This window comes from Haloprofundus marisrubri, from assembly GCF_001469955.1.
Classification (GTDB): Archaea; Halobacteriota; Halobacteria; order Halobacteriales; family Haloferacaceae; genus Haloprofundus; species Haloprofundus marisrubri.
This window is the reverse complement of record NZ_LOPU01000013.1, coordinates 21,515-43,945: the sequence shown is the minus strand read 5'-3', so window position 1 is coordinate 43,945 and position 22,431 is coordinate 21,515. Positions and strand designations below refer to the sequence as shown.

Below are 22,431 nucleotides of genomic sequence, written 5' to 3'. Positions count from 1 at the left end.
GAGAGCGTGAACGTAGGCGTCATCGAATAGGAGTACGAGACTGGGGCTTAAACATATATTCAGTAAATATTTCACAGGAAGAAACAAGCGAACGCGCCGACTGGATTTCACATGTTGAAAAATATTCACACTGCGAAACGCACATATGACTTCCATGAGAACGGAGGCCATGGAGTCGGCGCTCGAAGATATCGAATTTCTCGCCCTCTCGGCGAACCGTGTCGAAGTACTCGACGCGGTGTCGTCGCAACCGCACACCCGCCGCGAACTCGAAGAACGAACCGGAGCCTCGCAACCGACGCTCGGCCGCATCCTCCACGATTTCGAGGACCGAAACTGGGTCGAACAGTCGGGACGCGAGTACGCAGCGACGCCGACGGGCCGACTGGTCGGAGCGGGGTTTTCGGACCTCCGCGAAATCGTCGAAACCGAACAGAGACTCCGTCGGGTCGCCAACTGGCTCCCCACCGAGACGATGACGTTCGACCTCCGACGGCTTCGAGACGCGACAATTACGACGCCGACGCAGACGCGTCCGAATGCCCCGGTCCAGCGCGTGTTGGAACTGTTGCGCGACGCCGAACGCGTCGAAATCGTCTCTCACGCGTTCAACGAACAGAGCATGGACGTGGTCAGACGGCGTGTCGACGACGGCCAACAGACGTTCGAAGGAGTCTTTTCGGCGAGCGCTATCGACGCCATCGCCGACGACTCGACGCTCCGCGAGCGTCTCCGGGAGTTGCTCGACCTCCCCGGCGCGGACCTCCGCATCGTCGACGACGAAGTTCCCGTCGCCGTCACCGTCGCCGACGACGTCGTCCACCTCTTCTTGCGCGACGACGACGGCCTGTTACAGGCCTCGGTCGACACCGACGACGAGACGGTGGTGTCGTGGGCACACGACGTTCACGAGCGATACTGGAACGCGGCCCGAGCGCTCGACGCCGCCGACCTCGACGACTGAATTTACTCTTTGTACTCGCCGACGACCGTCTCGCGCATCCCGCGGACGACCTCCAGATACTCGTCGGCCGAGCGCTTTTCGGCCTTGGCTGCTCGAATCTCGGCCTGCTTCTCCGGGTCGGACAGGAGGTCGATGACGAGCATCGCGGTCAGTTTCGCGGGGATAACGTACGCCATCTCCTCGTCGACGACCTCGAAGTCGCGGGCGTGGACCGCACCCGAGAAACCGCCGACGTACGGGTGGATACCGGGGAGAATCTGGGTCACGTCGCCCATGTCGGTCGACCCGGTGAGATGTGGTTTGCCGGGAGTGAGTGCATCGTCGCCCAAGATTTCGGCGACGTTCGCGTCGTACGCCGACACCATCGTCTCGTCGGTGCGAAGCGGCATGTAACCCGGATAGTCCTCGATTTCGACGTTCGCGCCGACGGCCATCGCGCCGGATTCCAGTGCCCGATTCGTCTTCTCGTTGGCGTCGTTTACAGCATCGATAGTGCTCGCGCGGACGTACGACTCCATCTGCACGTCGCTCGGGACGACGTTGACGCCGTCGCCGCCGTTGGTGACGATGGGGTGGACGCGGACGTGGTCGTCGTCGGCGAACGTCTCTCGATTGGCGTGGACGGCGTTCATACCGAGCATCGCCGCGTTGAGTGCGTTGACACCCTCTTCGGGTGCGGCCCCGGCGTGGGACTCTTTCCCCTCATAGGTGACGAACTTGCCGACGAAGCCGTTGGAGGAAAAATCGCTCGTGACGACGCGTTCGGGCGTGTCGCTGCCGGCGTGAATCATCATCGCGCAGTCGACGTCCTCGAAGTGACCGCGGCGGATGAGTTCCTGTTTGCCGCCGAGGAACTCCACGTCGCCGCTTTCGACCAACTGGCGTCGGTACCCCAAGTCGAGATACTCCTCGGCGGGGACGGCGACGAAATCGATAGCGCCCGCCAAGTTGTCGACGACGCCTGCGGCGGTGAGACCGTACGCCGCGCCGACGAGATTTGCTAACTGGGCGTGGTGACCGCAGGCGTGGCACGCGCCCGTCTCCGGATTGGCTTTTGGGTGCGCAGGGTTGACGAGAGCGTCCAGTTCGCCGAGAACGGCGACGACGAACTCGTCGTTGCCGTTTGTTTCGGCGGTCGTATCGGCGTTCAGTCGCGCTTTCGCCCCGGTGACGGCGATGTTCTCCTCGACGTCGAGACCCATCCCTTCTAACTCGGCGACGACCTTCTTCGTCGTCTCTGTCTCCTTGAACCCGAGTTCGGGTTCGGCTTCGACCGATTCGGCGAACTCGACGATGTCCGCTGCGTGGTCGTCGATGGCGTCGATGGCTCGGCGTTTCCGGTCGGCTACGTCGGTCATGCTCGGAGATTCCCCCCAGCGCACGTAGCGTTTGGGTGTCCGGCAGTCCGCGCACCCGACAGCTTACAGTACCGTATCGGCCTCGACGACGGTCGATTCCTCTATCGTTGCGTCGTCACCGGAGACGACAGCGAAGTCGGCTGCTTCGTCGGGTTCCGTGTCGAGGACCACAGTTCCACCGGCGAGCAACGGAGCGACGACACCGGCGACGACGACACCCGGATGTGAGAGTCCGCCGGCGACGGCGACCCGCGAGGTCTCGGTCAGGCCGTAGTCGTCGACGACGCCGCGCGCGAGCGTCAGCAGTTCTTCGTGGGTGTGCGTCGTGTCGTCGGTAAGAAGGGCCGCGTCGCTCGCATTCACCTCGTACGGCGGTATCGCCGGGTTCTCGCTCCACACCTCCGACTCCCAGTGCGTCGTCTCGGGGCGAGTCGGGCGGTCGCCGTAGACGACGAGTTTCGTCCCCGGAGCGGGGTCGAACTCGGCTTCGCGGTCGGCGGTTGCGACGACGAGGCGCGTGTCGTCGTCACCACGAACCTCGAAGCGGACGGGCGACCCGAGCAGCGCGGCACCGAAAAATGAGAGAAGTGCCTCCGGTGTGGCGAGCGGTTCGACTTCGACGCCGCGCCCGCCCGCGACGCCGAGATGCCGAAACACGTTGCCGGCTTTCCACGCCGTCGTGCAGAAGTCGTGGTAACTCATCGTCCGCCCCGCCGACGGAAGACGAACCGCCGGGCGGTCGGTTCGCCGGTCACGCCCGACAATCTCTCCGAGAACGTTCACGAGCGACGTAGGGAGGCGCACGAGAAAAACACACCGAGGAGTCGACACCGACGCCGAGCAGTTCGGTTTCGAGACAGTCGGTGTGTCCGATGACAACTCATCTACGAACGATGCTAACAGTCTATCCGTAACTCAAAATGTCTTGAATTAGATATAATAGGCTGTTTGATGGGTTACCACGTGAGGTTCTAGCAAATGTCAATGAACGCTGTGGTTTACAAAGGACCACACGATGTGGAAGTCGAAGAAGTAGACGAACCGGAACTACAACACCCGAACGACGTAATCGTCGAGATTACCACCTCCTGTATCTGTGGCTCTGACCTCCACATGTACGAGGGTCGAACGTCGGCGGACCCGGGCATCGTTTTCGGACACGAGAACATGGGTGTCGTCGAAGAGGTCGGAGACGGTGTCGACACGTTGGAAGAAGGCGACCGGGTCGTGATGCCGTTCAACGTCGCCTGTGGGTTCTGTCAGAACTGTGAGAACGGCTACACGGGATTCTGTACCAACGTCAACCCCGGCTTCGCCGGTGGTGCGTACGGGTACGTCGCTATGGGGCCGTATATGGGTGGGCAGGCCGAGAAACTCCGCGTCCCGTACGCCGATTTCAACGCGCTGAAACTACCGGAGGGTGACGAACACGAGGACGCATTCGCGCTTCTCGCAGACATCTTCCCGACTGGGTGGCACGGGACGCGTCTCGCTGACCTCCGACCGGGCGAATCTATCGCCATCTACGGGGCGGGACCGGTCGGTCTGATGGCCGCCTACAGTGCGAAGATACAGGGCGCCTCCGAGATTTACGTCGTCGACCGCGTCGACAGCCGTCTCGAACTCGCCGAACAGCACTGTGACGCGATGCCCATCAACTTCGAGGAGGCAGACCCGGTCGAACAGATAAAAGACGCCCACGGCAGCGGCGTGGACAAAGGCGTCGACGCCGTCGGCTACCAGGCTATCGACCCCGAGACCGACCCCGGTGACGACGCGTACGACCCCGCACGCGAGAACCCGGCGGTGGTACTCAACCAACTCATCCACACCGTCCGTCCGACCGGGAAACTCGGCATTCCGGGACTGTACGTCCCCTCGGACCCGGGCGCACCCGACGAGATGGCCGCACAGGGTCGACTCGGTATCGACTTCGGGAAACTGTTCGAGAAGGGCCAGAAACTCGGCACCGGCCAGTGCAACGTCAAGAACTACAACCGGCAACTGCGAGACATGATAATCGAGGGTCGTGCGGACCCGACGTTCGTCGTCTCGCACCGGGTCGGACTCGACGAAGCACCCGAGATGTACGAGCGCTTCGACAACCGCGAAGAAGGCGTCACCAAGGTTCTCCTCGAACCGTAAGCCAACGAAACCCGTCGCTATTTTTTAGGTTCGAACCCACGCTCTCGGGTGGTTCTCTCTGAGGTGGTCTTGGTAGCCTTGGACCATGTCCGTATACGAATTTGCAATCATCGACCACTCACAGTGGTCACAACGTCCAGTTATCACGGTTCGTTGCCTTCCCTCACCGGCCATGTTATATCACTCTTCTGATTGCGTCGTCGGATAACCATCAAATATAGAGGATATAAACCCCAGTGCGCCGTATCTATCGTGACAATGTGCCAGTACTGTAACTACGCGATGGAGGGGTGGACCGAGTTGCTCCAGTACGACACGGTGTATCAGGACGCCATCGACAAACAGAAAGCGGCGAACGATAACTACGGTTTCGACGAATCCTGGGACGAACTCCGCGAGGAGTTCGCGTAACTGACCCGACGGCCTCGGGGAGTGAGGTGCTCAGCCCTCGACGGTCATCGCCAGCGGGAACGGGTCGTCGCGCGCCGCGGGTTCGGTACGTTCACTCTCGTTTACGAGGCAGTCGTCGAGTTCCGCTCGGAGTCGCTGTTCGTCCATCTCGCTGCCGATAAAGACGAGACGCGTCCGCGGTGTGTCGTCGCCGTCCCACTCGCCGATTGGTCCCGCCTGTATCGAGGGGCCGGCCTGACTCAGCCCCATCACCGACCCTTCGGCCCCGCCGAGCAGGAAGAATCCTTTCGCGCGGACGACGCTGCCGTCCCAGTCGCGGAGCCACGCGGCGAACCGATGTGGGTGAAACGGTGTCTCGTTCGCGTAGACGAACGACGAGACGCCGTGTGCCTCCGCGGCCGTCAGGTCGCCGTGGTCGTGTCCCTCGTGTTCACCGTGGTCGTCGTGAGCGTCGCGGTTGTGAGCGTCGTGGCCGTCGTGGGAAGCGTCCGTCTCCGCGCTCTCCTCGTGTTCGGCGAGGCGGCGTTTCCAGCCGACGTTCTTTCTGGCCTCGGCCACGTCGAACAACCCGGTACCCAGAATCCGCTCGGGGTCGACCTCGGAGTACGTCGTCCGGGTGAGGTCCGCGCGGGGTTGCAGTTCACGAATCACCGACTCGATGCGGTCGAGTTCGTCGTCGGGCACCATGTCGCACTTGTTCAAGAGGAGGACGTCACAGAACTCGATTTGGTCGACGAACACGTCGGCGAGGGGTCGCTCTGCCGAGGCGGACGCCTTGCGGGTCGTCGGGTCGAACTCCTTCCAGAAGCCGTAGGCGTCGACGACCGAGACGGTAGTGTCGAGTCGGTAGTAATCGCCGGGGTCGACATCGCTGTCGGGTGAGCCTTCGACGAACGACCGCGCGACGGGCAGCGGTTCGCTGATACCCGACGATTCGACGAGCAGGTAGTCGAACGACCGCGTCTCGGCTAATTCGGCAGTCTGTTCGAGCAAGTCACCCTGTAGTTCACAACAGATACAGCCGTTCGAGAGGTCGAGAACGCCTTCGTCGTTCTCGCCGTCACCATCTGCGGCGTCGGCGAGCAGTTCGGCGTCGACGTTCACCTCACCCATGTCGTTGACGACGACGGCGACTTCCAACCCCTGTTTGTTCTGCAGTACGTGGTTGACGAGCGTCGTCTTTCCCGCGCCGAGATAGCCGCTGACGACGGTGACGGGGATTCGGTCGGTATCGGAGTCACTCATATCCTGTCAAACGGTACCGAGAAACGTAGCATCTGGCACTGTCGTTGACAGTTGAGAGTCTCCGAAAGCGGAGAGAGGAGCGGTTACGGCGCGCCCGCGAGAACGAGCGTACTCTCCTCGTCACCGACCGTTATCTGTCGCGTCGCCGGGTTCCAGCGTCACGTCGTCGCCGTCGATGGTGACCGTCGCCTCGCCGTCGACGAGGAGGTACACCTCTTCGTGACCCTCGTCGCCGTGGTCGTGTTCCATCCCAGACCAACCCGCCTCGCAGTCGAGAACGGTCACGCCGAGGTTGTCGGTGTCGAGGGCATCGCGCAGAAAGTACATGCCGTTTGCTTTCGGTTCTACGTCCCGGTAGTTGGTCTTCGAATAAGACACACGGAAGGTTGGACTGCAAGTCGCAAGTAAGTTCGTCGGCCGCCTGTCGCGTTCGACTCTGGGATTCGGTGTGTTCTCGTCGGTAGAATTATGATAGTTCGAAGACACGTAACGGCATGGCTCTTCCCTCGCCACCGACGGCCCTCCAGCGAACCTCACAGCACCTCCAGAGACACAGCTACAACCTCGGTCTCTCGGTCGTGTTCGCGGCGCTGGGTGTCGCTATCGCACTTCCCACCGTCACGGGTGCTGCAACGGGAATTTTCTGGCTACTCGGTGAACTCAGTCTCGCGGGGTGGGCGCGTTTCTGGTATCTGATGGCCGGACTGGCGGTGATGATGTTTCTGTTTTCGATGGTTCGGAAACTCCTCATCGCGCTCTGGGCGGTGACGGTCGGTCGGCACTGGTGGGAGGCCTGAACTGGTCCATTCTCCGGGTTAGCGCAGTTGGCTCTGTGGAAACCCGTAGTCAGTAGTAGTTTGGTGAGTGTGTGCTGAATACAGAGCGCGTACGCTCCGTTCCGTCTCATCAGAGAGACTTTCTATAATCTCTTTTTGGCCTCATTTTCGTTCCAGAGTAGATTGCACCCAGCATCACCAGAAGTGCCACTCCTGCGAGCCAGAGACGCTCTGTACTGGCGTCCCCAGTCGTGTACGTGTACAATTGATAACTCGCAATTATCAGCATCCCCAAACTGCTTACAATCAACGAGGTGCCATTATCCATAGATATCCACTGCTTGTAGCTGTACTAACTGTTTCGCCGAAGTGATGTACACACTCTCTCACATTTTGAAGTTTTCAACAAGGCAATACAGTTATAGAAACACGGAACCGGCGCGGTAGCGGTGCGGAGGTCGATACTCCAGTACCGCGAGCGAGGCCGAATGGCCGAGCGAGCGGCTCTTTTTGGTGCAGATTTTTTCGCGGGGGTCGAGCGCGCCGAAGGCGCGTGACGCCCCCGCGAAAAAAGGTGCGTTAGAAGGAGTTCTTTATCTTCTCGAAGAAGCCTTCCTTCACGTCGACTTCCTCGCCGCCGGCCTCGGCGAACGCTTCGAGCGCCTCACGCTGTTCGTTGTTCATCTTGTCGGGCGTCACGACCTGCACTTGGACGTAGAGGTCACCCTCGCCGCGGCGGCGCAGTCGAGGCATCCCCTTTCCTTTGAGTCTGAACGTCTCGCCGCTCTGGGTTCCGTCTGGGATGTCCATCTCGACCGTGCCGCCGAGCGTCGGAACCTCGACGGTCGACCCGAACACCGCCTGCGGGAAGGAGATTGGATGCTGGTAGTGGAGGTCGTCGCCGTCGCGTTCGAAGTCCTCGTGCGGGCGAACCTGAATGTCGATGAGCAGGTCGCCGTTGGGTCCGCGGTTCTCACCGGGTGCGCCCTCACGTTCCATCCGGAGCGTCTGTCCGTTCTGGATACCCGCAGGAACGTCGACGGTGAGCGTCACCTCCTCTTGCATGATGCCGTCGCCGCCGCAGGTGCTACACGTCTCGTCGTATATCTCGCCCGCGCCCTCGCAGCGCCGACACGTCGTCGTCTGTTGGACGCGGCCGAACGGCGTCTGCGACACCTGCGTCACCTGACCTTGACCGTTACACTCCGGGCAGGTTTGTGAGTCGGCGTCGGCGGGGTGGCCTTCGCCGTCGCAGTCCGAACAGTGCTCGGGCCGGGTGATGGTCACCTGCTTCGTGACGCCTTCGTACACGTCTTCGAGGTCGAGCGTCAGGTTCGTCCGAAGGTTCCGGCCTTGGCGAGGTCGGTTCTGCTGACCGCGGCCGTTGCCGCCCGCGCCGCCGCCGAAGAACTGGTTGAAGATGTCCTCGAAGCCGCCGCCACCGCCTGCGCCGCCGAAGGGGTTGCCGCCGCCGAAGCCACCGCCACCGCCGCCACCGACGCCGCCGCGTTTCTGGGCCTCTTCGAATCGGTCGTGGCCGACTTGGTCGTACATCCGGCGCTTCTCGTCGTCCGAGAGCACCTCCTTGGCTTTCTTGACCTTCTTGAACTTCTCGTCGGCGTTCGGGTCGTCGCTCACGTCCGGGTGGTACTCGGCGGCCTTCTTCCGGTACGCCTTCTTTATTTCGTCCTCGTCGGCGTCGCGTGACACCCCGAGTACGTCGTAGAAGTCCTCGCTCATCAGTTGTCTCTGCTTATTCGGGGGAACTACTTGAACGGAATGGCTCGGCGGCGGTGGTCGGAGTCGTTCGGAGAAGAATATTCGTCGGGTCGGTCCGGTGTAGCGGGTTAGGCGAGTCGGTTACTTCTCGTCGTCGTCGACGTCCTCGAAGTCGGCATCGACGTACTCGTCGTCGTCACCGGACTCGTCGCCGCCCATGTCGCCCATGCCGCCCGGACCGGCACCGCCGGGGCCACCTGCTGCGCCGCCAGCGCCGCCGGGTCCGGCTTGCGCCTGCTGCTGGTACATCTGCTTGCCGATTTCCTGCAGTTCCTTCGAGAGGTCCTCGGTCGCCGCTTCGAGGTCCTCCGTGGAGGCGTCCTCGTCTTCGAGCGTCGCCTCGACATCCTCGATGGACGACTCGATGTCGGCGTAGAGGTCGTCCTCGATGTTTTCCTCGTTCTCTTCGAGCAACTTCTCCGCACGCTGGACCGCGCCTTCGGCCTCGTTTCGGGCCTCGATGCGCTCGCGGCGCTCCTTGTCCTCTTCGGCGTGCTGTTCGGCTTCTTCCTGCATCCGCTCGACTTCCTCGTCGGAGAGGCCCGCGCCGCCTTCGATGGTGATGTCTTCGCGGTTGCCGGAGCCTTTGTCCTCGGCTTCGACGTTGACGATGCCGTTCTCGTCGATGTTGAACGTCACTTCGATTTGCGGCGTTCCGGCGGGTGCGGGTGGAATACCCGTCAACTGGAACTCGCCGAGCAGTTCGTTGTTCTGCGCCATCTCGCGTTCGCCTTGGAACACGCGGACCTGAACCGAAGTCTGGTTGTCCGCCGCAGTGGTGAAGATTTTCGACTCCTCGGTCGGAATCGTCGTGTTCTTCTCGATGAGGCGCTCGAACAGGCCGCCTTTGACCTCGATACCGAGGCTGAGCGGCGTCACGTCGAGCAACACGATGTCGTCGACTTCGCCGCCGAGAACGCCGCCCTGAATGGCCGCGCCGAGGGCGACGGCTTCGTCGGGGTTGACGTTCTTCTTCGGTTCTTTGCCGACGAGGTCCGAGACTTTCTCTTGGACCTGCGGCATCCGCGTCGACCCGCCGACGAGGATGACCTCGTCGATGTCGGATTTCGAGTAGCCGGCGTCCGAGAGCGCTTGTTCGGTGGGTTCGACCGTCCGGTCGATGAGGTCCGAGGTGAGGCTCTCGAACTTCGCGCGGGTGAGCGACTGTTCGAGGTGAACCGGTCCGGAGTCCGTCGCCGTGATGAACGGGAGGTTGATGTCGGTCTCCTTGCGCGAGGAGAGTTCGATTTTCGCTTCCTCTGCGGCGTCTTTCAGGCGCTGGAGCGCCTGTCTGTCCTCGCGGAGGTCGATGCCGTGGTCGTTTTTGAACTCTTGGGCGAGGTGGTCGATGACGGCCTCGTCCCAGTCGTCGCCGCCGAGGTCGTTGTCACCGTTGGTGGCGACCACTTCGTAGACACCGCCGCCGAGGTCGAGAATAGAGACGTCGAACGTGCCGCCGCCGAGGTCGTAGACGAGAACCGTCTGGTCGGAGTCGTCGTCGAGGCCGTACGCCATCGACGCCGCCGTCGGTTCGTTGATGATGCGTTCGACGTCGAAGCCGGCGATTTCGCCGGCGTCTTTCGTCGCCTGTCGCTGTTTGTCGTTGAAGTACGCGGGAACCGTGATGACTGCTTTCTCCACGTCGTCGCCGAGATACTCCTCGGCGTCGCGCTTGATTTTCTGGAGAATCATCGCCGACACCTGCTCGGGCGTGTACTCCTCGCCGTCGACGTCGACCGTAAAGTCGTCCTCGCCCATGTGACGCTTGATGGAGCGGAACGTCCGGTCGGGGTTCTGAATCGCCTGATTCTTCGCCGGTTTGCCGACGAGTCGTTCGTCGTCGGTGAACGCAACGACGGAGGGAGTCGTGCGGTCGCCCTCGGCGTTGACGATGATTTCGGGGTCGCCACCTTCCATCACCGCGAACGCGCTGTTCGTGGTACCGAGGTCGATACCGAGAATCTTGTTACTCGCCATTTGCCGACAACTACCGGTTTGCGCCGGTTAAAGGTTACTAGACGGGAGCGCCGAAGCAGCAACGGTGGGTCGCCGCTGTCTCCCGGTTTTCCCGAGGGTGAACGAAACAAGAGAGAGTGCTTTTATACAATCGTGTAGCGGTTCCGTCGCGTCATCGAACGGCGTCGACTCCCGCGTCGAGGGCGGCCAGTACGTCTTCGACCACCGTCTCCCGACCGGACGACGCGAAGAACTCGTGGCCACCGTCGTACGGCCTGAGGTTCGCGGCCGGCGTCCGGTCACCGATGGCGCGGACGCTCACGATACGGTCCGACAGCGAGACGAACACCACGTCTCGGTCGTCGAACCCCGGGAGTCGGGTTTGCGCGTCGACGATGGTCGAAAGAAACGCTGGCGAGAGCGCCGCGGGTTCGCCCTCGTACTCGTCTGCGGACTTCAGGTCGCCGATGTGTGCGGTGTCTCGCTCGGGTTCGAGCAGTCGTCTGCTCGTCGGCAGCGACAGGAAATACGGAAGCAGGAGCGACTCGACGCCCTCGTTCGGGGCCATCCCCCACCACGGACTCAAGAACACCTGTGGCGGAAGGACGACGACGGCGGCGAGGTGGGCGGTGACGAGACCACCCGTGCTGTGGCTCAACACGGCGTCGAACTCGTGGTCCTCCCAGTAGTTGCGGACGGGGGCGAGATACTGGTCGTCGAACTCCCAACCGTTCGTGGGGATGGTGACCGCGTGGACGCGATAGCGCTCGCCGAGACGGTCGAGAAGCCACGAGACGTGTTCGTGTTCGGGTTCGTTCCCCCAGCCGAGAACGAACAACAGGTCCTCGTCGCCGTCACCGTGGGTCGAAAATCGGATGCGCGGCGTCTCACGGAAGCGGTTGCGGAGCGAGAGTCGCATGATAGAGACTGACATCGAGTCGACAAAAGCGTACGCGAAGCGGTCAGTCCGGGTCTAAAAGCTGAGAGGGATTACTCGTCGCCTTTGCTCACCGTCACCTGTGCCGCGCGGATGACTTTCTCGGCCATCTCGTAGCCGGGTTGGTAGACGTCGGCGACGGTTCCCTCGGGGTGGTCGCTGTCGACGCGCATCATCACTTCGTGGCGCTGTGGGTCGACGGGTTCGCCGGCGTCGGGTTCGATGGGTTCGACGTTCTCGTCGTCGAGAACCCGGTCGAACTCCTTGAGCGTCGACTCGACGCCGGGACGGATGTCTGCACTCTCCTCTTGGTCGAGTGCGCGCAGGAGGTTGTCGCGGACGCCGACGAGACGCGCGACGAGGTCCTCGGTCGCCCGGTCGCGGATGTCGTCCTGTTTCTTCTGGGCGCGTTTCTTGTAGTTCTTGAAGTCCGCCTGCGTGCGGCGCAGGCCCGACTCCAGTTCCTCGACGCGGGCGTCTTTCTCGTCGAGGTCGGATTCGAGTTCGTCGGCGCGCGACTGGAGGGCAGCCACGTCGGCGGCGAGGTCGTCGTCGTACTCCGCCGCGCGTGCGGCGAGTCCGTCGGTCGCCGATTCCCCTTCGACTTGCTCGCCGCCGTGGTCGACGCGTTCGGCCGCCTCGGCGTCCGCCGACGCGCCGTCGACCGATTCCTCGGTGTGTTCGTCGGCCTGTCGCTCCGCCGCTGACTCGTCAGTAGCGTCGTCGGTCATAGTCGAAACGTACCGCTGGTTCGGCTTAAGGATTGCAGAAACAAACGGCGAGGTGGGGGTGGGCAAGAGCGGGGACAGTACCAGTCGAACCGTGAGCGAACGAAGTGAGCGAGCGGGCCGACGACTGAGCGGAACGAAGTGAAGCGAGGGAGGAGTGCTTTTGGTGCAGCTTTTACCGAGCGGACGGCTTCGCCGTCCGCGCAGCGTAAAAGGTGCTATTGATACATCCGCAGCGGCTGTGCCTGCGAACTCTCGTCGTTCTGGGCGTTCTGAAGCCGCTGGGCCAGCCGTTGCTTGGCGTCTCGAATCTCCTCGGCTCTGTCGACGAGGTCGTCGGTCGGCACGTCGATATCGGACAGAGCATTGATGCCCTCGGTGACGACGACGCGGGCCGCTTCCGGGTCGGGGAACTGCGGGTCGGACTCGACGACGAGGCCGACGGCGTCCATCTCGTTTTCGACGGCGTAGCTCAACAGCGCGCCGGTCGGACCGGAGACGAGACCCATTTCGGCAGGTGCGTCGATGCCGGCGTCGTCGAGCATCGACGCGGCGTCGCCGGTGCCGATGCCGTACAGTTCCGGCGGTTCCTCGTCCTTCTCGCGGGGAAGGCCGCTGATGTAGATGGGCGTGAGGCGCACGTCGTCGAACCAGTCGCTGAGACAGTCCGCAAACTCGGTGGCCGCGCCCGGCGAGATGGGAACGTCGCTCTGGAGGACCAGAAGGTCCCGTTCGGCGTCGCCGTAGATGCGCACCGGTGTGTGGACCCCCCGGTCGTCGTCGCGGTAGACGGCGACCTTGGGGATGCTCTCGCAGTGGACGTTCGCGTAGTGAGTCATCTCGAACGTCTCGACGAGGTGGTCGGCGGCGATTTTACCGACCAGTCCGACGCCCGGCAGTCCCTCTACGAGCAGCGGTTCGTCGAACGACAAGTCGTCGGCGAGTACGTTGATTCGCGCCATGGCCGAGATAGGTGCGCCAGCGTTGTAAAACCGCCCCGCGAGGGCGACAGAATGAACCCAGCGCCGCAGTCCGAAACGGACAAACGCGCCGCCGGGAAAGCAGGGACATGAATCCCTTAGAGCGGTACGCGCCGCTCGTCGACGACGAGGAGGCGTTCTTCGCCGCCTGCGAGCGACCGCTTCCGTCCGTCGTCCGCGTGAACACCATCAAGACGACGCCCGAACGCGCCCGCGAAGCGCTCGACGAGGAGGACGTCGGCTACGAACCGGCCGGCTGGCACGACGAAATCCTGAAACTCGACGGCCGCAGTCCGGGAACGACGTGGCCGTACTTCCACGGCTGGCTTCACGGCCAAGAGGAAGTATCGGCACTGCCGGCGCTCGCCGTCGACCCCCAACCCGGCGAGTTCGTCTGGGACGCCTGCGCCGCTCCCGGAAGTAAGACGACGCAACTCGCCGCACAGATGGACGATACGGGTCTCTTGGTCGGCAACGACAACAACCTCGGCCGCCTCTCGGCGCTGCGACACAACGCCGAACGACTCGGTGTGACAAATCTCGCAGTGACGAATCAAGACGCTCGAAACTTCTCGCTGAAACCGTTCGGTTCCGACCAGTTCGGCGGTTACAGATACGACGGCAGCGACAGCGATGGTGACGACGAACCCGACGAGGCGGCACGCGAGGCGTTCGACCGAGCGCTCGTCGACGCGCCCTGTTCGTGTGAAGGCACAGTTCGAAAGAACCCCGACGTACTCGACCAGTGGACGCTGGACCACGTCCACAGCGTCGCCGGTATCCAGAAAGGTGTGCTCCGCCGTGCGATTCAGGCGACGAAGCCCGGCGGCACCGTCGTCTACTCCACCTGCACGTTCGCCCCCGAGGAGAACGAGGCCATCCTCACCCACGCGCTGGAGGAAGAAGACTGCCGGATGGTCGAGTTCGACTCGCCGCTCGACACTGTCTCAGGTGTCACCGAGTGGGAGGGCGAGGAGTACCACCCCGACGTGACGAAGGCTCACCGCGTCTACCCGCACCACAACGACACGGGCGGGTTCTTCTGTGCGAAACTGGAGGTGACGGCATGAGCGGAGAGCACGACGGCGACGAAACTGGAGACACACCGTCGAACTCCGGCCAGCAGTTCGACCGCCTCCCCGCAACCGCCGACGAGCGCGAAGTTCCCGGCCGAGCGACCCGCGAGGAAGTCGTCGGCTGGTGGGAGGAGCGGTTCGGTATCTCCCCAGAAACGTTCGACGAGTTCACCTTCTGGGAGAAAGGCAAGGGCAAAATCTGGGCGTTCGGCGGCGATACCGTCGACCCCATCCGCATCGAAGGTCTCGGGATGGCCTTCCTGCGCACGCGACAGGAACACTGGAAGCCGACGACGAACGCCGTCCAGCGATTCGGACGAGATGCGACGAAGAACGTCGTCGAACTCTCCGGTGAGGCGGCGACGCGCTTCGCCGCCGGCGAGGACCAAGAAGTCGAGTGGGACGGCGACTGGGGCTACCTCCTCGTCGCCCACGAACTCGTCGGCGAACGTGAACCGATGGGTGTCGGTCTGTATCTACACGGCGAACTCCGGTCGACGGTGCCGAAGGGGCGACAGGAGTCGCTGCCGGTGCTGGACTGAGATTTCTTCGATTACTCGCGCTCAGTCGCCCTAAACCGCCGCCCCGTCGTCTCCTCGTACAGCGCCTCCACGTCCTCGCCGAGACTGTCGAGCGACCCGGTCCTTCCGGAAGCGATTCGGAACAGCGACACCGTGTCGAACACCGACCCCAACCACACCGCGCCGTCGAAGAAAACGCCGAAGCGGTGACCCGTTGCCTCGAACGGGTAGGTGTCGTGGTCCTCGCTGTCGAGTCGCCACGCGACGTACACCGCGCCGCCGTTCGGTGGTCGCCACGGTTGTATCCAGCCCCGAAACGTCCCTTTTCGCCCGACGAGTTCGTAGTGGTGGACCTCACCGGTGGTGGCGGCGTTCGGCGGTGCGAGAAACACCTCGCTGTCGAAAACGGTCGGTATCGCGCCGAGATGCGGCGACAGCATCGGCTCGGTGAGCGAAGCGAGTTCCGCGCTGAGGCGGTCGGAGACGCTCTCGGAGAGCTTCGCCGCGTACCGACGCTGTCCCGGTCGTTCGGGAAATCCGCTGTACCCGAAGCGGAGTTCGTCGGCGGCGGCGCGGTACGTGCCGAGTCGACCCGACACCGGGCCGACTTGCCACGCGACGTAGAGGCCGCCGGTTCGACCAGCCCACGGCTGAATCACGCCTTCGTACTCGGCGTCGGTGTCGTCGGTGCCGTCGGCTCGGAACGTACACCGAATCGGGTCACCCCGACGAGTGTTTTCGGTCGGCGCTGGCCCTACTGAGTCCGCCATAGGGTCGGAACGCAGGCGAGCCGTAAGTGCTTTTTATCGACTCGTTGTCAGCCTCGGCGCTCCGGAGTCGCTCGATTCTGCTTCGGTCACGCCTTTTGTCGAAGGGTCCCGCCGCTGAGTCCCTCCCACTCGACGCGGTAGCCAAGCGCCGAAAGCACCGCACTCGCGTCGTCGATTCCGTGTTCGTCGAGCGTCGCTTCGGCCGCCGACAGCGACATCCCCGCGTCGAGTTCCGCACGGACCTCGTCGAGGACGGCGGGCCGAACGAGCGTCCGTCCGAGTCGTTCGTGTTCGGGAAAGACGCGATTTTCGACGGCGTCGACGCCGACACCCAACTCCGCAGCGACGGCGTCGAGCGTCGTCACGTCGGCCGCCGGAGTGAGTTCGTCGGGAAGGCCGTCGGCCGCGACGGCGACGAGGTCGGCCTCGTACTCGCGGAGTACGTCGACGACGTCTTTCAGTCGAACCGACCCCGAGTACGGAATCGCGCGGTGGTCGCGGGCGCGAATCTCCTCGCCGACGCCCAGCGACTCGTCGACGGCGACGACCATGTCGACGGCTTCCAACTCCGCCAGTTGCGAGAGCTTCTTCTCGACGTACTCGGGCGTCCAAAAGCCCATAATCTCGAAGTAGATTCTGAACTCGCTGTGTCGGTAGTCGAACGCGAAGTCCGGAATCATCACGCGATACCCGGTTTCGAGCGGTTCGGGTTCGCGCACGAGGTCCCAGTCGAGGTCCAGAGCGGAAAACCGGGCGGCGAAGTCGGATTCGACGCCGCTGTCGTACGTCGGTTCCGCGACCGGTTCGACGCCCGGCACCGACACGTCCTCGTTAGTCAGGGTCATCTCGCGTTCGGTTCCCCTGTCGTCGATGGTCGCGGTGAGCGACCAGTCACTCGATTTGGCGACCGTTCGAAGCAAGCGCGCGAACCCGGTCCCGTAGCGTCGAGTCCGACGAAACAAGGAGTCTGGACCGGTGACGACGACCTCTCTCCCTTCGTCTGTCTTTCGAATCTCGTACATCAGCCGAAGCCGTTTGACCGTCGAGACGAGCGCCTTCGGGTCCGAACTTCGGACCCTCACCTCGGTGGCGTCGAAGAGGGCTGTTTGAGCGAGCGAGAGGTTGTACTGCGAGAGGAGTTCGTCGGGCGACCACCGCGAGTCGAACGCGGCGAGCCGCTGGTTCACGTCTCTGTCGGCGTACAGCGACGTTTCGATTTCGTCGCTTTCGACGCCCAGTCGGTCCGCCGCGGTGTCGAGCGCCGCGGTTCGGTCATCGTCGTCGGCGACGCCGCCGACGGCTTCGGCGCTCTCGAAGACGACGCGACGCGCACGCTCGGGCGGCAACGCGGCGTCGGTCTCGAACGTCGCCTCCCGGTCGGCCAGCGCGGCGAACCCGCGGACGAGTTTGAAGTCGTCGGCGTCGGCTTCCAAGTTCGAGAGCGCCGTCGTGAGTGCCTCCCGCCGCTCGCCGACGTGGTCCGCGTAGGTTCCGAGCACCGTCGCCGCCAGCGGCCGACGCGACGAGTCGACGAACTGCGGCCGGTAGCCGCCGCCACGGCGCGACACTCGGAGGAGGTCTTTCGTCAGCACGGTCGTCGTTTCGTTTCGGGTGATAAAAGCGCCGTGGGGTTTTGGTCGGCTGCTTCGGTGACTTCGGGGTCACGCCGTCGCCGACGGAGGACAAGGCTCATACGGGCCCGCGCAGACGCTCGGCCATGAAGCGACGGACGTTCGTGACCGCACTCCTCCCGGCGCTCTCAGCGCTCTCGGCGGGCTGTCTCTCCTCGCTCCCACAGGCGACGGGTCCGCGCGGTCCGCCCGACGCACCGGCGGACAGCCCCCAGCAGACGCCCGAACCGGACCCGCTCTCCATCGCCGCGTTCGATTACGAAGGAACCGATAACGACCAACTTCGCGCGTTCGGCACCGTCGACAACGGAAGTCCCGAGGAGCGAACCGGCGTCGTGCGGGTTCGTGTCACCGTCGGCGACGAAGAAACGGTGGGAACAGCGGAGGTGACGGTTTCGGGCGATTCGACGGCGGAGTTCGAGACGGTCGTCCCCGTCTCCTTCGAGGAGTTCCAGCGCAACGGGCAGTTGCAGGTGAGCGTGGCAGTGGCCGGTTCCGGATAAACTAGCGCCCGAGTCACCGCCGCCGCGCCGCCACCCGCTCTTCTGCAGTTTCGGCGCTCACGAGTTCGTACAGCGTCGCCACCTGCCCATCGTCCTTCGGCCGGAGAATCCGGCCGAGTCGCTGAGTGAACTCGCGTTCGCTTCCGCTACCAGAAAGGACGACAGCGACGTTCGCGTCCGGCACGTCGACGCCCTCGTCCAACACGTTCGCCGTGACGACCCGCGAGTAGGTGCCCTCTCTGAATCGGCCGAGAATCTCGCGGCGTTCGGGCGCGCCCGTCTCGTTCGTGATAGCGGGGAGCAGAAACCGCTCGGAGAGGCGGTAGACGAGGTCGGTATGAGCGGTGAAGACGATGACGCGGTCCTCGCGGTGGCGGTCCAGAATCCGACCGAGTTCGCGCACCTTCTCGTCGGCGTTCATCATGATGTCGCGGGCGCGCTGTTTTGCGAGCAAGGCCTCGCGTGCGCGTGGGTCGTTCCCCGAACGTTTCACCAGTCGCTGGTAGTCGCTACCGCTTCGGAACGTGATGTTCGCCGTCCGCAGGTAGTCGACGAACGTTCCCTGGGCGTCTTCGTAGCGTTCGCGTTCCTCGTCGGTGAGTTCGACTTCGACACGGCGAATCGCGTAGTCGGCGAGGTGTTCGCCCGCCAACTCGTCGGCGGAGATGTCGTACACCCGACTGCCGACGAGTTCCTCGATAGCCTCGTGTGCGCCGTCGGGGCGCTCGAATGTTGCTGTGAGACCCATTCGGGCGGGTGCAGCGAGCAGGCGGCCGATATCTTGGTAGCCTTCGCCGCCGAGGTGGTGAACCTCGTCGAAGACGACGAACCCAAAGTTGCCGCCGACCTCGTCGGCGCGTAGGTACGCCGAGTCGTACGTCGAAACCGTGATTTCTTCTCGGGTTTGCTCGCCGCCGCCGAACTGGCCGATAGGCATCTCGAACTCCGTTTCGAGTTCGCGTCGCCACTGTTCGAGCAGGTCGATTGTCGGGACGACGACGAGAGTCGGGACGCCGAGTTCGACCATCGCGGCGATGGCGACGACGGTTTTCCCGCTGCCGGTCGGGAGTTCGAGGACGCCGCGTTGGCTGTTCGAGCGCCACGCGTCCAACGCGTCGCGTTGGTACTCGCGGAGGTCGTACGTCGTCGAGAGCGTGAGCGAAGAGTCGGGCAGCACCCGGTCGTCGCAGTCGACGCCACAGCCGTCGAGAACGCGCCGGAGTTGCGCGTAGCGGTAGGCGGGCGCACGGGCGACGCCGCTTCGCGGGTCCTCCTCGACGAACGGCAGCGACGGCACCGAGTCGCCGCTGTCGGCGTCGATGCGGATAGTGCCGTCCTCGTAGCGCAACGTGACCGTCACTACTCCGGGGTTTGCGGGTGGAGACTAAAGGCGCTCCGGAGCGGGGGCAGATTGCTGGAGGCGGACCCAATGAGACAAGAGCCTCCGAATCGACGGGGTGGGTATGGCAGACGAACTCGAATCCGCAGTCGAGACGTTCCTCGACGACACCGACACCGTTCTCGGCGAGTACGAACAGGGATACATGGACGCCGACGCGGCACTCGGACTGCTCGAAGCGCACATCGAAGACCTCAGAGACGAAGTCGACGGATAGGCCCTCGCATCACTTTTCGCCGGTCTAACCGTCCCGAACGTCTGAATTACTGTTATCTCTCCGCCTCGCGTCAATACTTCATGAATGTTCGTTATATAGGTGTGTCCGTCGTCGTGACCCTACTCGTCGTCTCGACGGTCGGAGGGTTCGTCGGATTCGGCGGATTCGTCGGTCTCGCGGCGGGGCAGACCGATGGGGCGTACGAAGTGGACTCCTGCACGCTCATCTCGGAACCGGGCGTGTACGTACTGACGCGCGACATCGCCGAGTTCGGTGAACTGAGTTGCATCACTATCGAGTCTTCCGACGTGGTCTTCGACGGTGGCGGCCACGCCGTCGACGGACTCACCGAACGCCGTGAGGGTATCGACGGCCGACCGAGCGTCGGCATCGAAGTCGTCGGCGACTTCGACTCCGCGAGCAACGTCACCGTCCGCAACGTCGTCGTCTCCGACTGGGGTGTCGGCGTCGAGGTACGGTTCGACAGCGAGGCGACCGTCGAGAACGTCGTCGCCGAGAACAACCTCGTCGGTATCGGTGCGACGGGAGCCGACCTGAGGGTCACAGAGAGCGTCGTCCGCGACAACGACCTCCTCGGCGTCGTCGGCGAGTTCGGGACGTTCACCGTCGAGAGCAGCGATATCGTCTCCAACACGTTCGGGATGAGCCTCAGCGAGACGGCCGACTCCGTCGTCGCCGAGAACCGCATCGCCGACAACGAGCGGTACGGACTCGCGGTGTTCGCCGCCTCGGATGTCGCCGTCTCGAACAACACCATCGAGAACAACGAGTTCGGCGTCCTCCTCACCTCGATGTACGGCGGCGTGGTCGTCGAAAACAACCGCATCGAAGGGAACGACCGCCACGGCGTCTACCTCGACGGCGACGTCGACTTCGGCGATTCGACCGACAACGCCATCCGCGGCAACGAAATCGTCGGTAACGGCGTCAACGGAATCTTCGTCTCGTCGTACACCGCCGACAACGTCGTCGAGGAGAACGTCGTCCGCGAGAACGGCAACGACGGTATCGCCGTGCAGAGTTTCGGCGACTCGGAGGGTTCCGCAGAGCGCACTCTCGTCCGCTCGAACCTCGTCGAGAACAACGGTGACGACGGCATCGGCCTCGGCGAAGGCGCTATCGACACCGAAGTCACGGACAACACCGTCCGCGAAAACGGTGGTGACGGCGTCTTCGTCCGCGGTGCCGAAGGCACAACCATCGACGGCAACGAACTCGTGGAAAACCACGTCAACGGCGTCAACGTCGTCGCCGCGCCCGAGACGACCATCGTCGAGAACGCCGTCGACGGGAACCGCAACGACGGTATCGGCCTGACGAACACCGAGGGTGCGACGGTCGAACGCAACACGGTGACGAACAACCGCGACGACGGTATCGGACTCGGCGAGAGCAGCGACAACCGGTTCGCCGACAACACCGTCGTCGGCAACGGCGACGACGGCTTCTACGTCCGCGGGTCCGACCGCAACAGCTTCGAGGGCAACGTCGTCCGCGACAACGGCGACGACGGCTTCTACCTCCTTCGCGCCGACGAGAACGAACTCGTCGGCAACGAAGTCGTCCGCAACGACGACGAGGGTATCGAACTCAGTAATTCGGACAACAACCGTGTCGGGAACAATGACGTCCGCACCAACGGCGGCCGCGAGATTCTCCTGCGCAACGGTTCCAGCGGTAACGTCGTCCGTAACAACTGAAGCGGGTCGAACGGTGTCGCGGGCGCGACACTACACCGTCGGCCGGATTTCTCTCCTGTTTTCGACTGGCTTCCGCGGAAGCAAGAACTATGCTGGCGGCACACACGGATAGGTGCATGACGGAGTTCTCCCAGCGAGTCGAGCGAATCTCTATCAGCGGCATCCGGAAGGTGTTCGAGGCGGCCGGCGAGGACGCCATCAACCTCGGCATCGGCCAACCCGACTTCCCGACGCCCGAACACGCCCGAGCGGCGGCCGTCGACGCCATTCAGTCCGGGAAAGCCGACGGCTACACCGGCAACAAAGGGATTCTCCCGCTCCGTGAGGCTATCGCCACCAAGCACGAAACCGACCAAGAAATCAGCCTCTCACCGGAACAGATTATCGCCACTGCGGGCGGCAGCGAGGCGCTCCACATCGCCATGGAGGCGCACGTCGACGACGGCGAGGAAGTGCTCATCCCCGACCCCGGGTTCGTCTCCTACGACGCGCTGGCGAAACTCGCCGGCGGCGAACCGGTCCCCGTTCCGCTCCGCGAGGACCTCACCTTGGACCCCGAAGCGGTCGAAGACGCCATCACCGAGAACACGGCGGCGTTCGTCGTCAACAGCCCCGGCAACCCGACGGGCGCTGTCTCGCCCGAAGAAGATATCCGCGAGTTCGCCCGCATCGCCGACGAGCACGACGTGCTCTGCATCTCCGACGAGGTGTACGAGTACACCGTCTTCGACGGCGAGTTCCGCTCGCCCATCGAGTACGCCGAGACCGACAACGTCGTCGTCGTCAACTCGGCCTCGAAACTGTTCTCGATGACTGGCTGGCGACTCGGCTGGGTGTACGGCTCAGAGCGCCGCGTCGAGCGGATGCTGCGGGTTCACCAGTACGTCCAAGCCTGCGCGAGCGCTCCGGCGCAGTACGCCGCTGAGGCGGCCCTGTCGGGTCCGCGCGACATCGTCGACGAGATGACCGACTCGTTCCGCGAGCGACGCGACCTCGTCGTCGACGGCCTCACCGATGCCGGCTTGGAGGTGCCGACGCCCGGCGGCGCGTTCTACGCGATGCCCGAGGTCCCGGAGGGATGGGTCGACGAGGTGCTGTCGCGGGGTGTCATCGTCGTCCCCGGCGATGCCTTCGGTGAACACGGCGCGGGCTACGCACGCCTGTCGTACGCGACGGGGACCGAGGAACTGAAGGAAGCCATCGAAATCATGGCCGACGCCACGCGAGCGGTTCGCTGAGTCACAGTCGCGCGAGCGACGCGGTATCGACGCGGTGTCGACACAGAATCGACGCGGTATCGACGCGGACAGGATT

At 63.6% G+C, this 22,431-nt stretch carries 21 protein-coding genes and 1 pseudogene; 10 read left to right on the top strand and 12 right to left on the bottom strand.

Annotated elements, in window-relative coordinates:
* The first annotated feature begins 169 nt into the window (after nt 1-169).
* Entirely contained in the window at nt 170-964 is a 795-nt protein-coding gene (locus AUR64_RS02685) for a helix-turn-helix transcriptional regulator (protein ID WP_058580464.1), read from the top strand.
* Between the two features lie 2 nt (nt 965-966).
* Here AUR64_RS02685 and AUR64_RS02680 read toward each other — a convergent pair whose 3' ends face one another.
* Both AUR64_RS02680 and AUR64_RS02675 read right to left on the bottom strand, forming a co-directional pair.
* A complete protein-coding gene (locus AUR64_RS02680) occupies nt 967-2,322 on the bottom strand; it encodes an amidohydrolase (RefSeq protein ID WP_058580413.1) in 1,356 nt (451 codons plus the stop codon).
* A 63-nt stretch (nt 2,323-2,385) separates the two neighbouring features.
* Nucleotides 2,386-3,105, bottom strand: a complete 720-nt coding sequence (locus tag AUR64_RS02675) for a hypothetical protein (RefSeq protein ID WP_058580412.1) — start codon at nt 3,103-3,105, stop codon at nt 2,386-2,388.
* A gap of 201 nt (nt 3,106-3,306) precedes the next feature.
* Here AUR64_RS02675 and AUR64_RS02670 point away from each other — a divergent pair, with 201 nt between their 5' ends.
* Together AUR64_RS02670 and AUR64_RS20855 are read left to right on the top strand one after the other, a co-directional pair.
* Nucleotides 3,307-4,467, top strand: coding sequence for a glutathione-independent formaldehyde dehydrogenase (locus AUR64_RS02670; protein WP_058580411.1), 1,161 nt, complete (start codon nt 3,307-3,309; stop codon nt 4,465-4,467).
* A gap of 258 nt (nt 4,468-4,725) precedes the next feature.
* Complete coding sequence (locus AUR64_RS20855; RefSeq protein ID WP_169794652.1) at nt 4,726-4,878, top strand: hypothetical protein; 153 nt, start codon at nt 4,726-4,728, stop codon at nt 4,876-4,878.
* A gap of 30 nt (nt 4,879-4,908) precedes the next feature.
* On the opposite strand, the gene AUR64_RS02665 is transcribed toward AUR64_RS20855, so the two are convergent.
* Both AUR64_RS02665 and AUR64_RS02660 read right to left on the bottom strand, forming a co-directional pair.
* A complete protein-coding gene (locus AUR64_RS02665; protein WP_058580410.1) occupies nt 4,909-6,123 on the bottom strand; it encodes a CobW family GTP-binding protein in 1,215 nt (404 codons plus the stop codon).
* 83 nt (nt 6,124-6,206) lie between these two features.
* Nucleotides 6,207-6,501: pseudogene (locus tag AUR64_RS02660) on the bottom strand (cupin domain-containing protein).
* 116 nt (nt 6,502-6,617) lie between these two features.
* On the opposite strand from AUR64_RS02660, the gene AUR64_RS02655 reads away from it, so the two are divergent.
* On the top strand, nt 6,618-6,920 hold the full coding sequence (locus AUR64_RS02655; protein WP_058580409.1) for a hypothetical protein: 303 nt from the start codon (nt 6,618-6,620) through the stop codon (nt 6,918-6,920).
* Nucleotides 6,921-7,478: 558 nt separating this feature from the next.
* Here the strand turns inward: AUR64_RS02655 and dnaJ are convergent.
* From dnaJ to AUR64_RS02630, 5 genes are all read right to left on the bottom strand, one after another.
* Nucleotides 7,479-8,639: a molecular chaperone DnaJ gene (dnaJ, locus tag AUR64_RS02650; protein ID WP_058580408.1), complete on the bottom strand. Its 1,161-nt coding sequence runs from the start codon at nt 8,637-8,639 to the stop codon at nt 7,479-7,481.
* Nucleotides 8,640-8,759: 120 nt separating this feature from the next.
* On the bottom strand, nt 8,760-10,655 hold the full coding sequence (gene dnaK / locus AUR64_RS02645; RefSeq protein WP_058580407.1) for a molecular chaperone DnaK: 1,896 nt from the start codon (nt 10,653-10,655) through the stop codon (nt 8,760-8,762).
* A 151-nt stretch (nt 10,656-10,806) separates the two neighbouring features.
* Complete coding sequence (locus AUR64_RS02640) at nt 10,807-11,511, bottom strand: alpha/beta fold hydrolase (protein ID WP_082230561.1); 705 nt, start codon at nt 11,509-11,511, stop codon at nt 10,807-10,809.
* Between the two features lie 113 nt (nt 11,512-11,624).
* Nucleotides 11,625-12,302, bottom strand: a complete 678-nt coding sequence (locus AUR64_RS02635; protein ID WP_058580405.1) for a nucleotide exchange factor GrpE — start codon at nt 12,300-12,302, stop codon at nt 11,625-11,627.
* Nucleotides 12,303-12,517: 215 nt separating this feature from the next.
* Nucleotides 12,518-13,261, bottom strand: a complete 744-nt coding sequence (locus AUR64_RS02630; protein ID WP_058580404.1) for a proteasome assembly chaperone family protein — start codon at nt 13,259-13,261, stop codon at nt 12,518-12,520.
* 107 nt (nt 13,262-13,368) lie between these two features.
* On the opposite strand from AUR64_RS02630, the gene AUR64_RS02625 reads away from it, so the two are divergent.
* Together AUR64_RS02625 and AUR64_RS02620 are read left to right on the top strand one after the other, a co-directional pair.
* Nucleotides 13,369-14,349 carry an RsmB/NOP family class I SAM-dependent RNA methyltransferase gene (locus AUR64_RS02625; protein ID WP_058580403.1) on the top strand — a complete coding sequence of 327 codons (981 nt, stop codon included), beginning with the start codon at nt 13,369-13,371 and terminating at the stop codon, nt 14,347-14,349.
* Entirely contained in the window at nt 14,346-14,897 is a 552-nt protein-coding gene (locus AUR64_RS02620; protein ID WP_058580402.1) for a DUF7122 family protein, read from the top strand. Before AUR64_RS02625 ends, AUR64_RS02620 begins: the two co-directional genes overlap by 4 nt.
* An 11-nt stretch (nt 14,898-14,908) precedes the next feature.
* Here AUR64_RS02620 and AUR64_RS02615 read toward each other — a convergent pair whose 3' ends face one another.
* Nucleotides 14,909-15,646: a hypothetical protein gene (locus AUR64_RS02615; RefSeq protein ID WP_058580401.1), complete on the bottom strand. Its 738-nt coding sequence runs from the start codon at nt 15,644-15,646 to the stop codon at nt 14,909-14,911.
* An 86-nt stretch (nt 15,647-15,732) separates the two neighbouring features.
* On the bottom strand, nt 15,733-17,238 hold the full coding sequence (locus AUR64_RS02610) for a DUF790 family protein (RefSeq protein WP_058580400.1): 1,506 nt from the start codon (nt 17,236-17,238) through the stop codon (nt 15,733-15,735).
* A gap of 125 nt (nt 17,239-17,363) precedes the next feature.
* Here AUR64_RS02610 and AUR64_RS02605 point away from each other — a divergent pair, with 125 nt between their 5' ends.
* Complete coding sequence (locus tag AUR64_RS02605; RefSeq protein ID WP_071391197.1) at nt 17,364-17,780, top strand: hypothetical protein; 417 nt, start codon at nt 17,364-17,366, stop codon at nt 17,778-17,780.
* Nucleotides 17,781-17,793: 13 nt separating this feature from the next.
* Here the strand turns inward: AUR64_RS02605 and AUR64_RS02600 are convergent, their stop codons facing one another.
* Entirely contained in the window at nt 17,794-19,140 is a 1,347-nt protein-coding gene (locus AUR64_RS02600) for a DEAD/DEAH box helicase family protein (RefSeq protein WP_058580398.1), read from the bottom strand.
* 103 nt (nt 19,141-19,243) lie between these two features.
* Between AUR64_RS02600 and AUR64_RS20850 the strand changes: the two genes are divergently transcribed.
* The 3 genes from AUR64_RS20850 to AUR64_RS02590 all read left to right on the top strand — a co-directional run bounded on the left by AUR64_RS20850 (nt 19,244) and on the right by AUR64_RS02590 (nt 22,355).
* Complete coding sequence (locus tag AUR64_RS20850) at nt 19,244-19,396, top strand: hypothetical protein (protein WP_169794651.1); 153 nt, start codon at nt 19,244-19,246, stop codon at nt 19,394-19,396.
* An 80-nt stretch (nt 19,397-19,476) separates the two neighbouring features.
* Entirely contained in the window at nt 19,477-21,117 is a 1,641-nt protein-coding gene (locus tag AUR64_RS02595) for a right-handed parallel beta-helix repeat-containing protein (protein ID WP_082230559.1), read from the top strand.
* 116 nt (nt 21,118-21,233) lie between these two features.
* On the top strand, nt 21,234-22,355 hold the full coding sequence (locus tag AUR64_RS02590) for a pyridoxal phosphate-dependent aminotransferase (protein ID WP_058580396.1): 1,122 nt from the start codon (nt 21,234-21,236) through the stop codon (nt 22,353-22,355).
* Nucleotides 22,356-22,431 lie beyond the last annotated feature (76 nt).

Bases quoted from the DNA above. Each gene is read 5' to 3' on its own strand.
- AUR64_RS02685 (WP_058580464.1), top strand. From the start codon at position 170: ATGGAGTCGGCGCTCGAAGATATCGAATTTCTCGCCCTCTCGGCGAAC.
- AUR64_RS02680 (WP_058580413.1), bottom strand. From the start codon at position 2,322: ATGACCGACGTAGCCGACCGGAAACGCCGAGCCATCGACGCCATCGAC.
- AUR64_RS02670 (WP_058580411.1), top strand. From the start codon at position 3,307: ATGAACGCTGTGGTTTACAAAGGACCACACGATGTGGAAGTCGAAGAA.
- AUR64_RS20855 (WP_169794652.1), top strand. From the start codon at position 4,726: ATGTGCCAGTACTGTAACTACGCGATGGAGGGGTGGACCGAGTTGCTC.
- AUR64_RS02665 (WP_058580410.1), bottom strand. From the start codon at position 6,123: ATGAGTGACTCCGATACCGACCGAATCCCCGTCACCGTCGTCAGCGGC.
- AUR64_RS02655 (WP_058580409.1), top strand. From the start codon at position 6,618: ATGGCTCTTCCCTCGCCACCGACGGCCCTCCAGCGAACCTCACAGCAC.
- dnaJ (WP_058580408.1), bottom strand. From the start codon at position 8,639: ATGAGCGAGGACTTCTACGACGTACTCGGGGTGTCACGCGACGCCGAC.
- dnaK (WP_058580407.1), bottom strand. From the start codon at position 10,655: ATGGCGAGTAACAAGATTCTCGGTATCGACCTCGGTACCACGAACAGC.
- AUR64_RS02635 (WP_058580405.1), bottom strand. From the start codon at position 12,302: ATGACCGACGACGCTACTGACGAGTCAGCGGCGGAGCGACAGGCCGAC.
- AUR64_RS02630 (WP_058580404.1), bottom strand. From the start codon at position 13,261: ATGGCGCGAATCAACGTACTCGCCGACGACTTGTCGTTCGACGAACCG.
- AUR64_RS02625 (WP_058580403.1), top strand. From the start codon at position 13,369: ATGAATCCCTTAGAGCGGTACGCGCCGCTCGTCGACGACGAGGAGGCG.
- AUR64_RS02620 (WP_058580402.1), top strand. From the start codon at position 14,346: ATGAGCGGAGAGCACGACGGCGACGAAACTGGAGACACACCGTCGAAC.
- AUR64_RS02615 (WP_058580401.1), bottom strand. From the start codon at position 15,646: ATGGCGGACTCAGTAGGGCCAGCGCCGACCGAAAACACTCGTCGGGGT.
- AUR64_RS02605 (WP_071391197.1), top strand. From the start codon at position 17,364: ATGAAGCGACGGACGTTCGTGACCGCACTCCTCCCGGCGCTCTCAGCG.
- AUR64_RS20850 (WP_169794651.1), top strand. From the start codon at position 19,244: ATGGCAGACGAACTCGAATCCGCAGTCGAGACGTTCCTCGACGACACC.
- AUR64_RS02595 (WP_082230559.1), top strand. From the start codon at position 19,477: ATGAATGTTCGTTATATAGGTGTGTCCGTCGTCGTGACCCTACTCGTC.
- AUR64_RS02590 (WP_058580396.1), top strand. From the start codon at position 21,234: ATGACGGAGTTCTCCCAGCGAGTCGAGCGAATCTCTATCAGCGGCATC.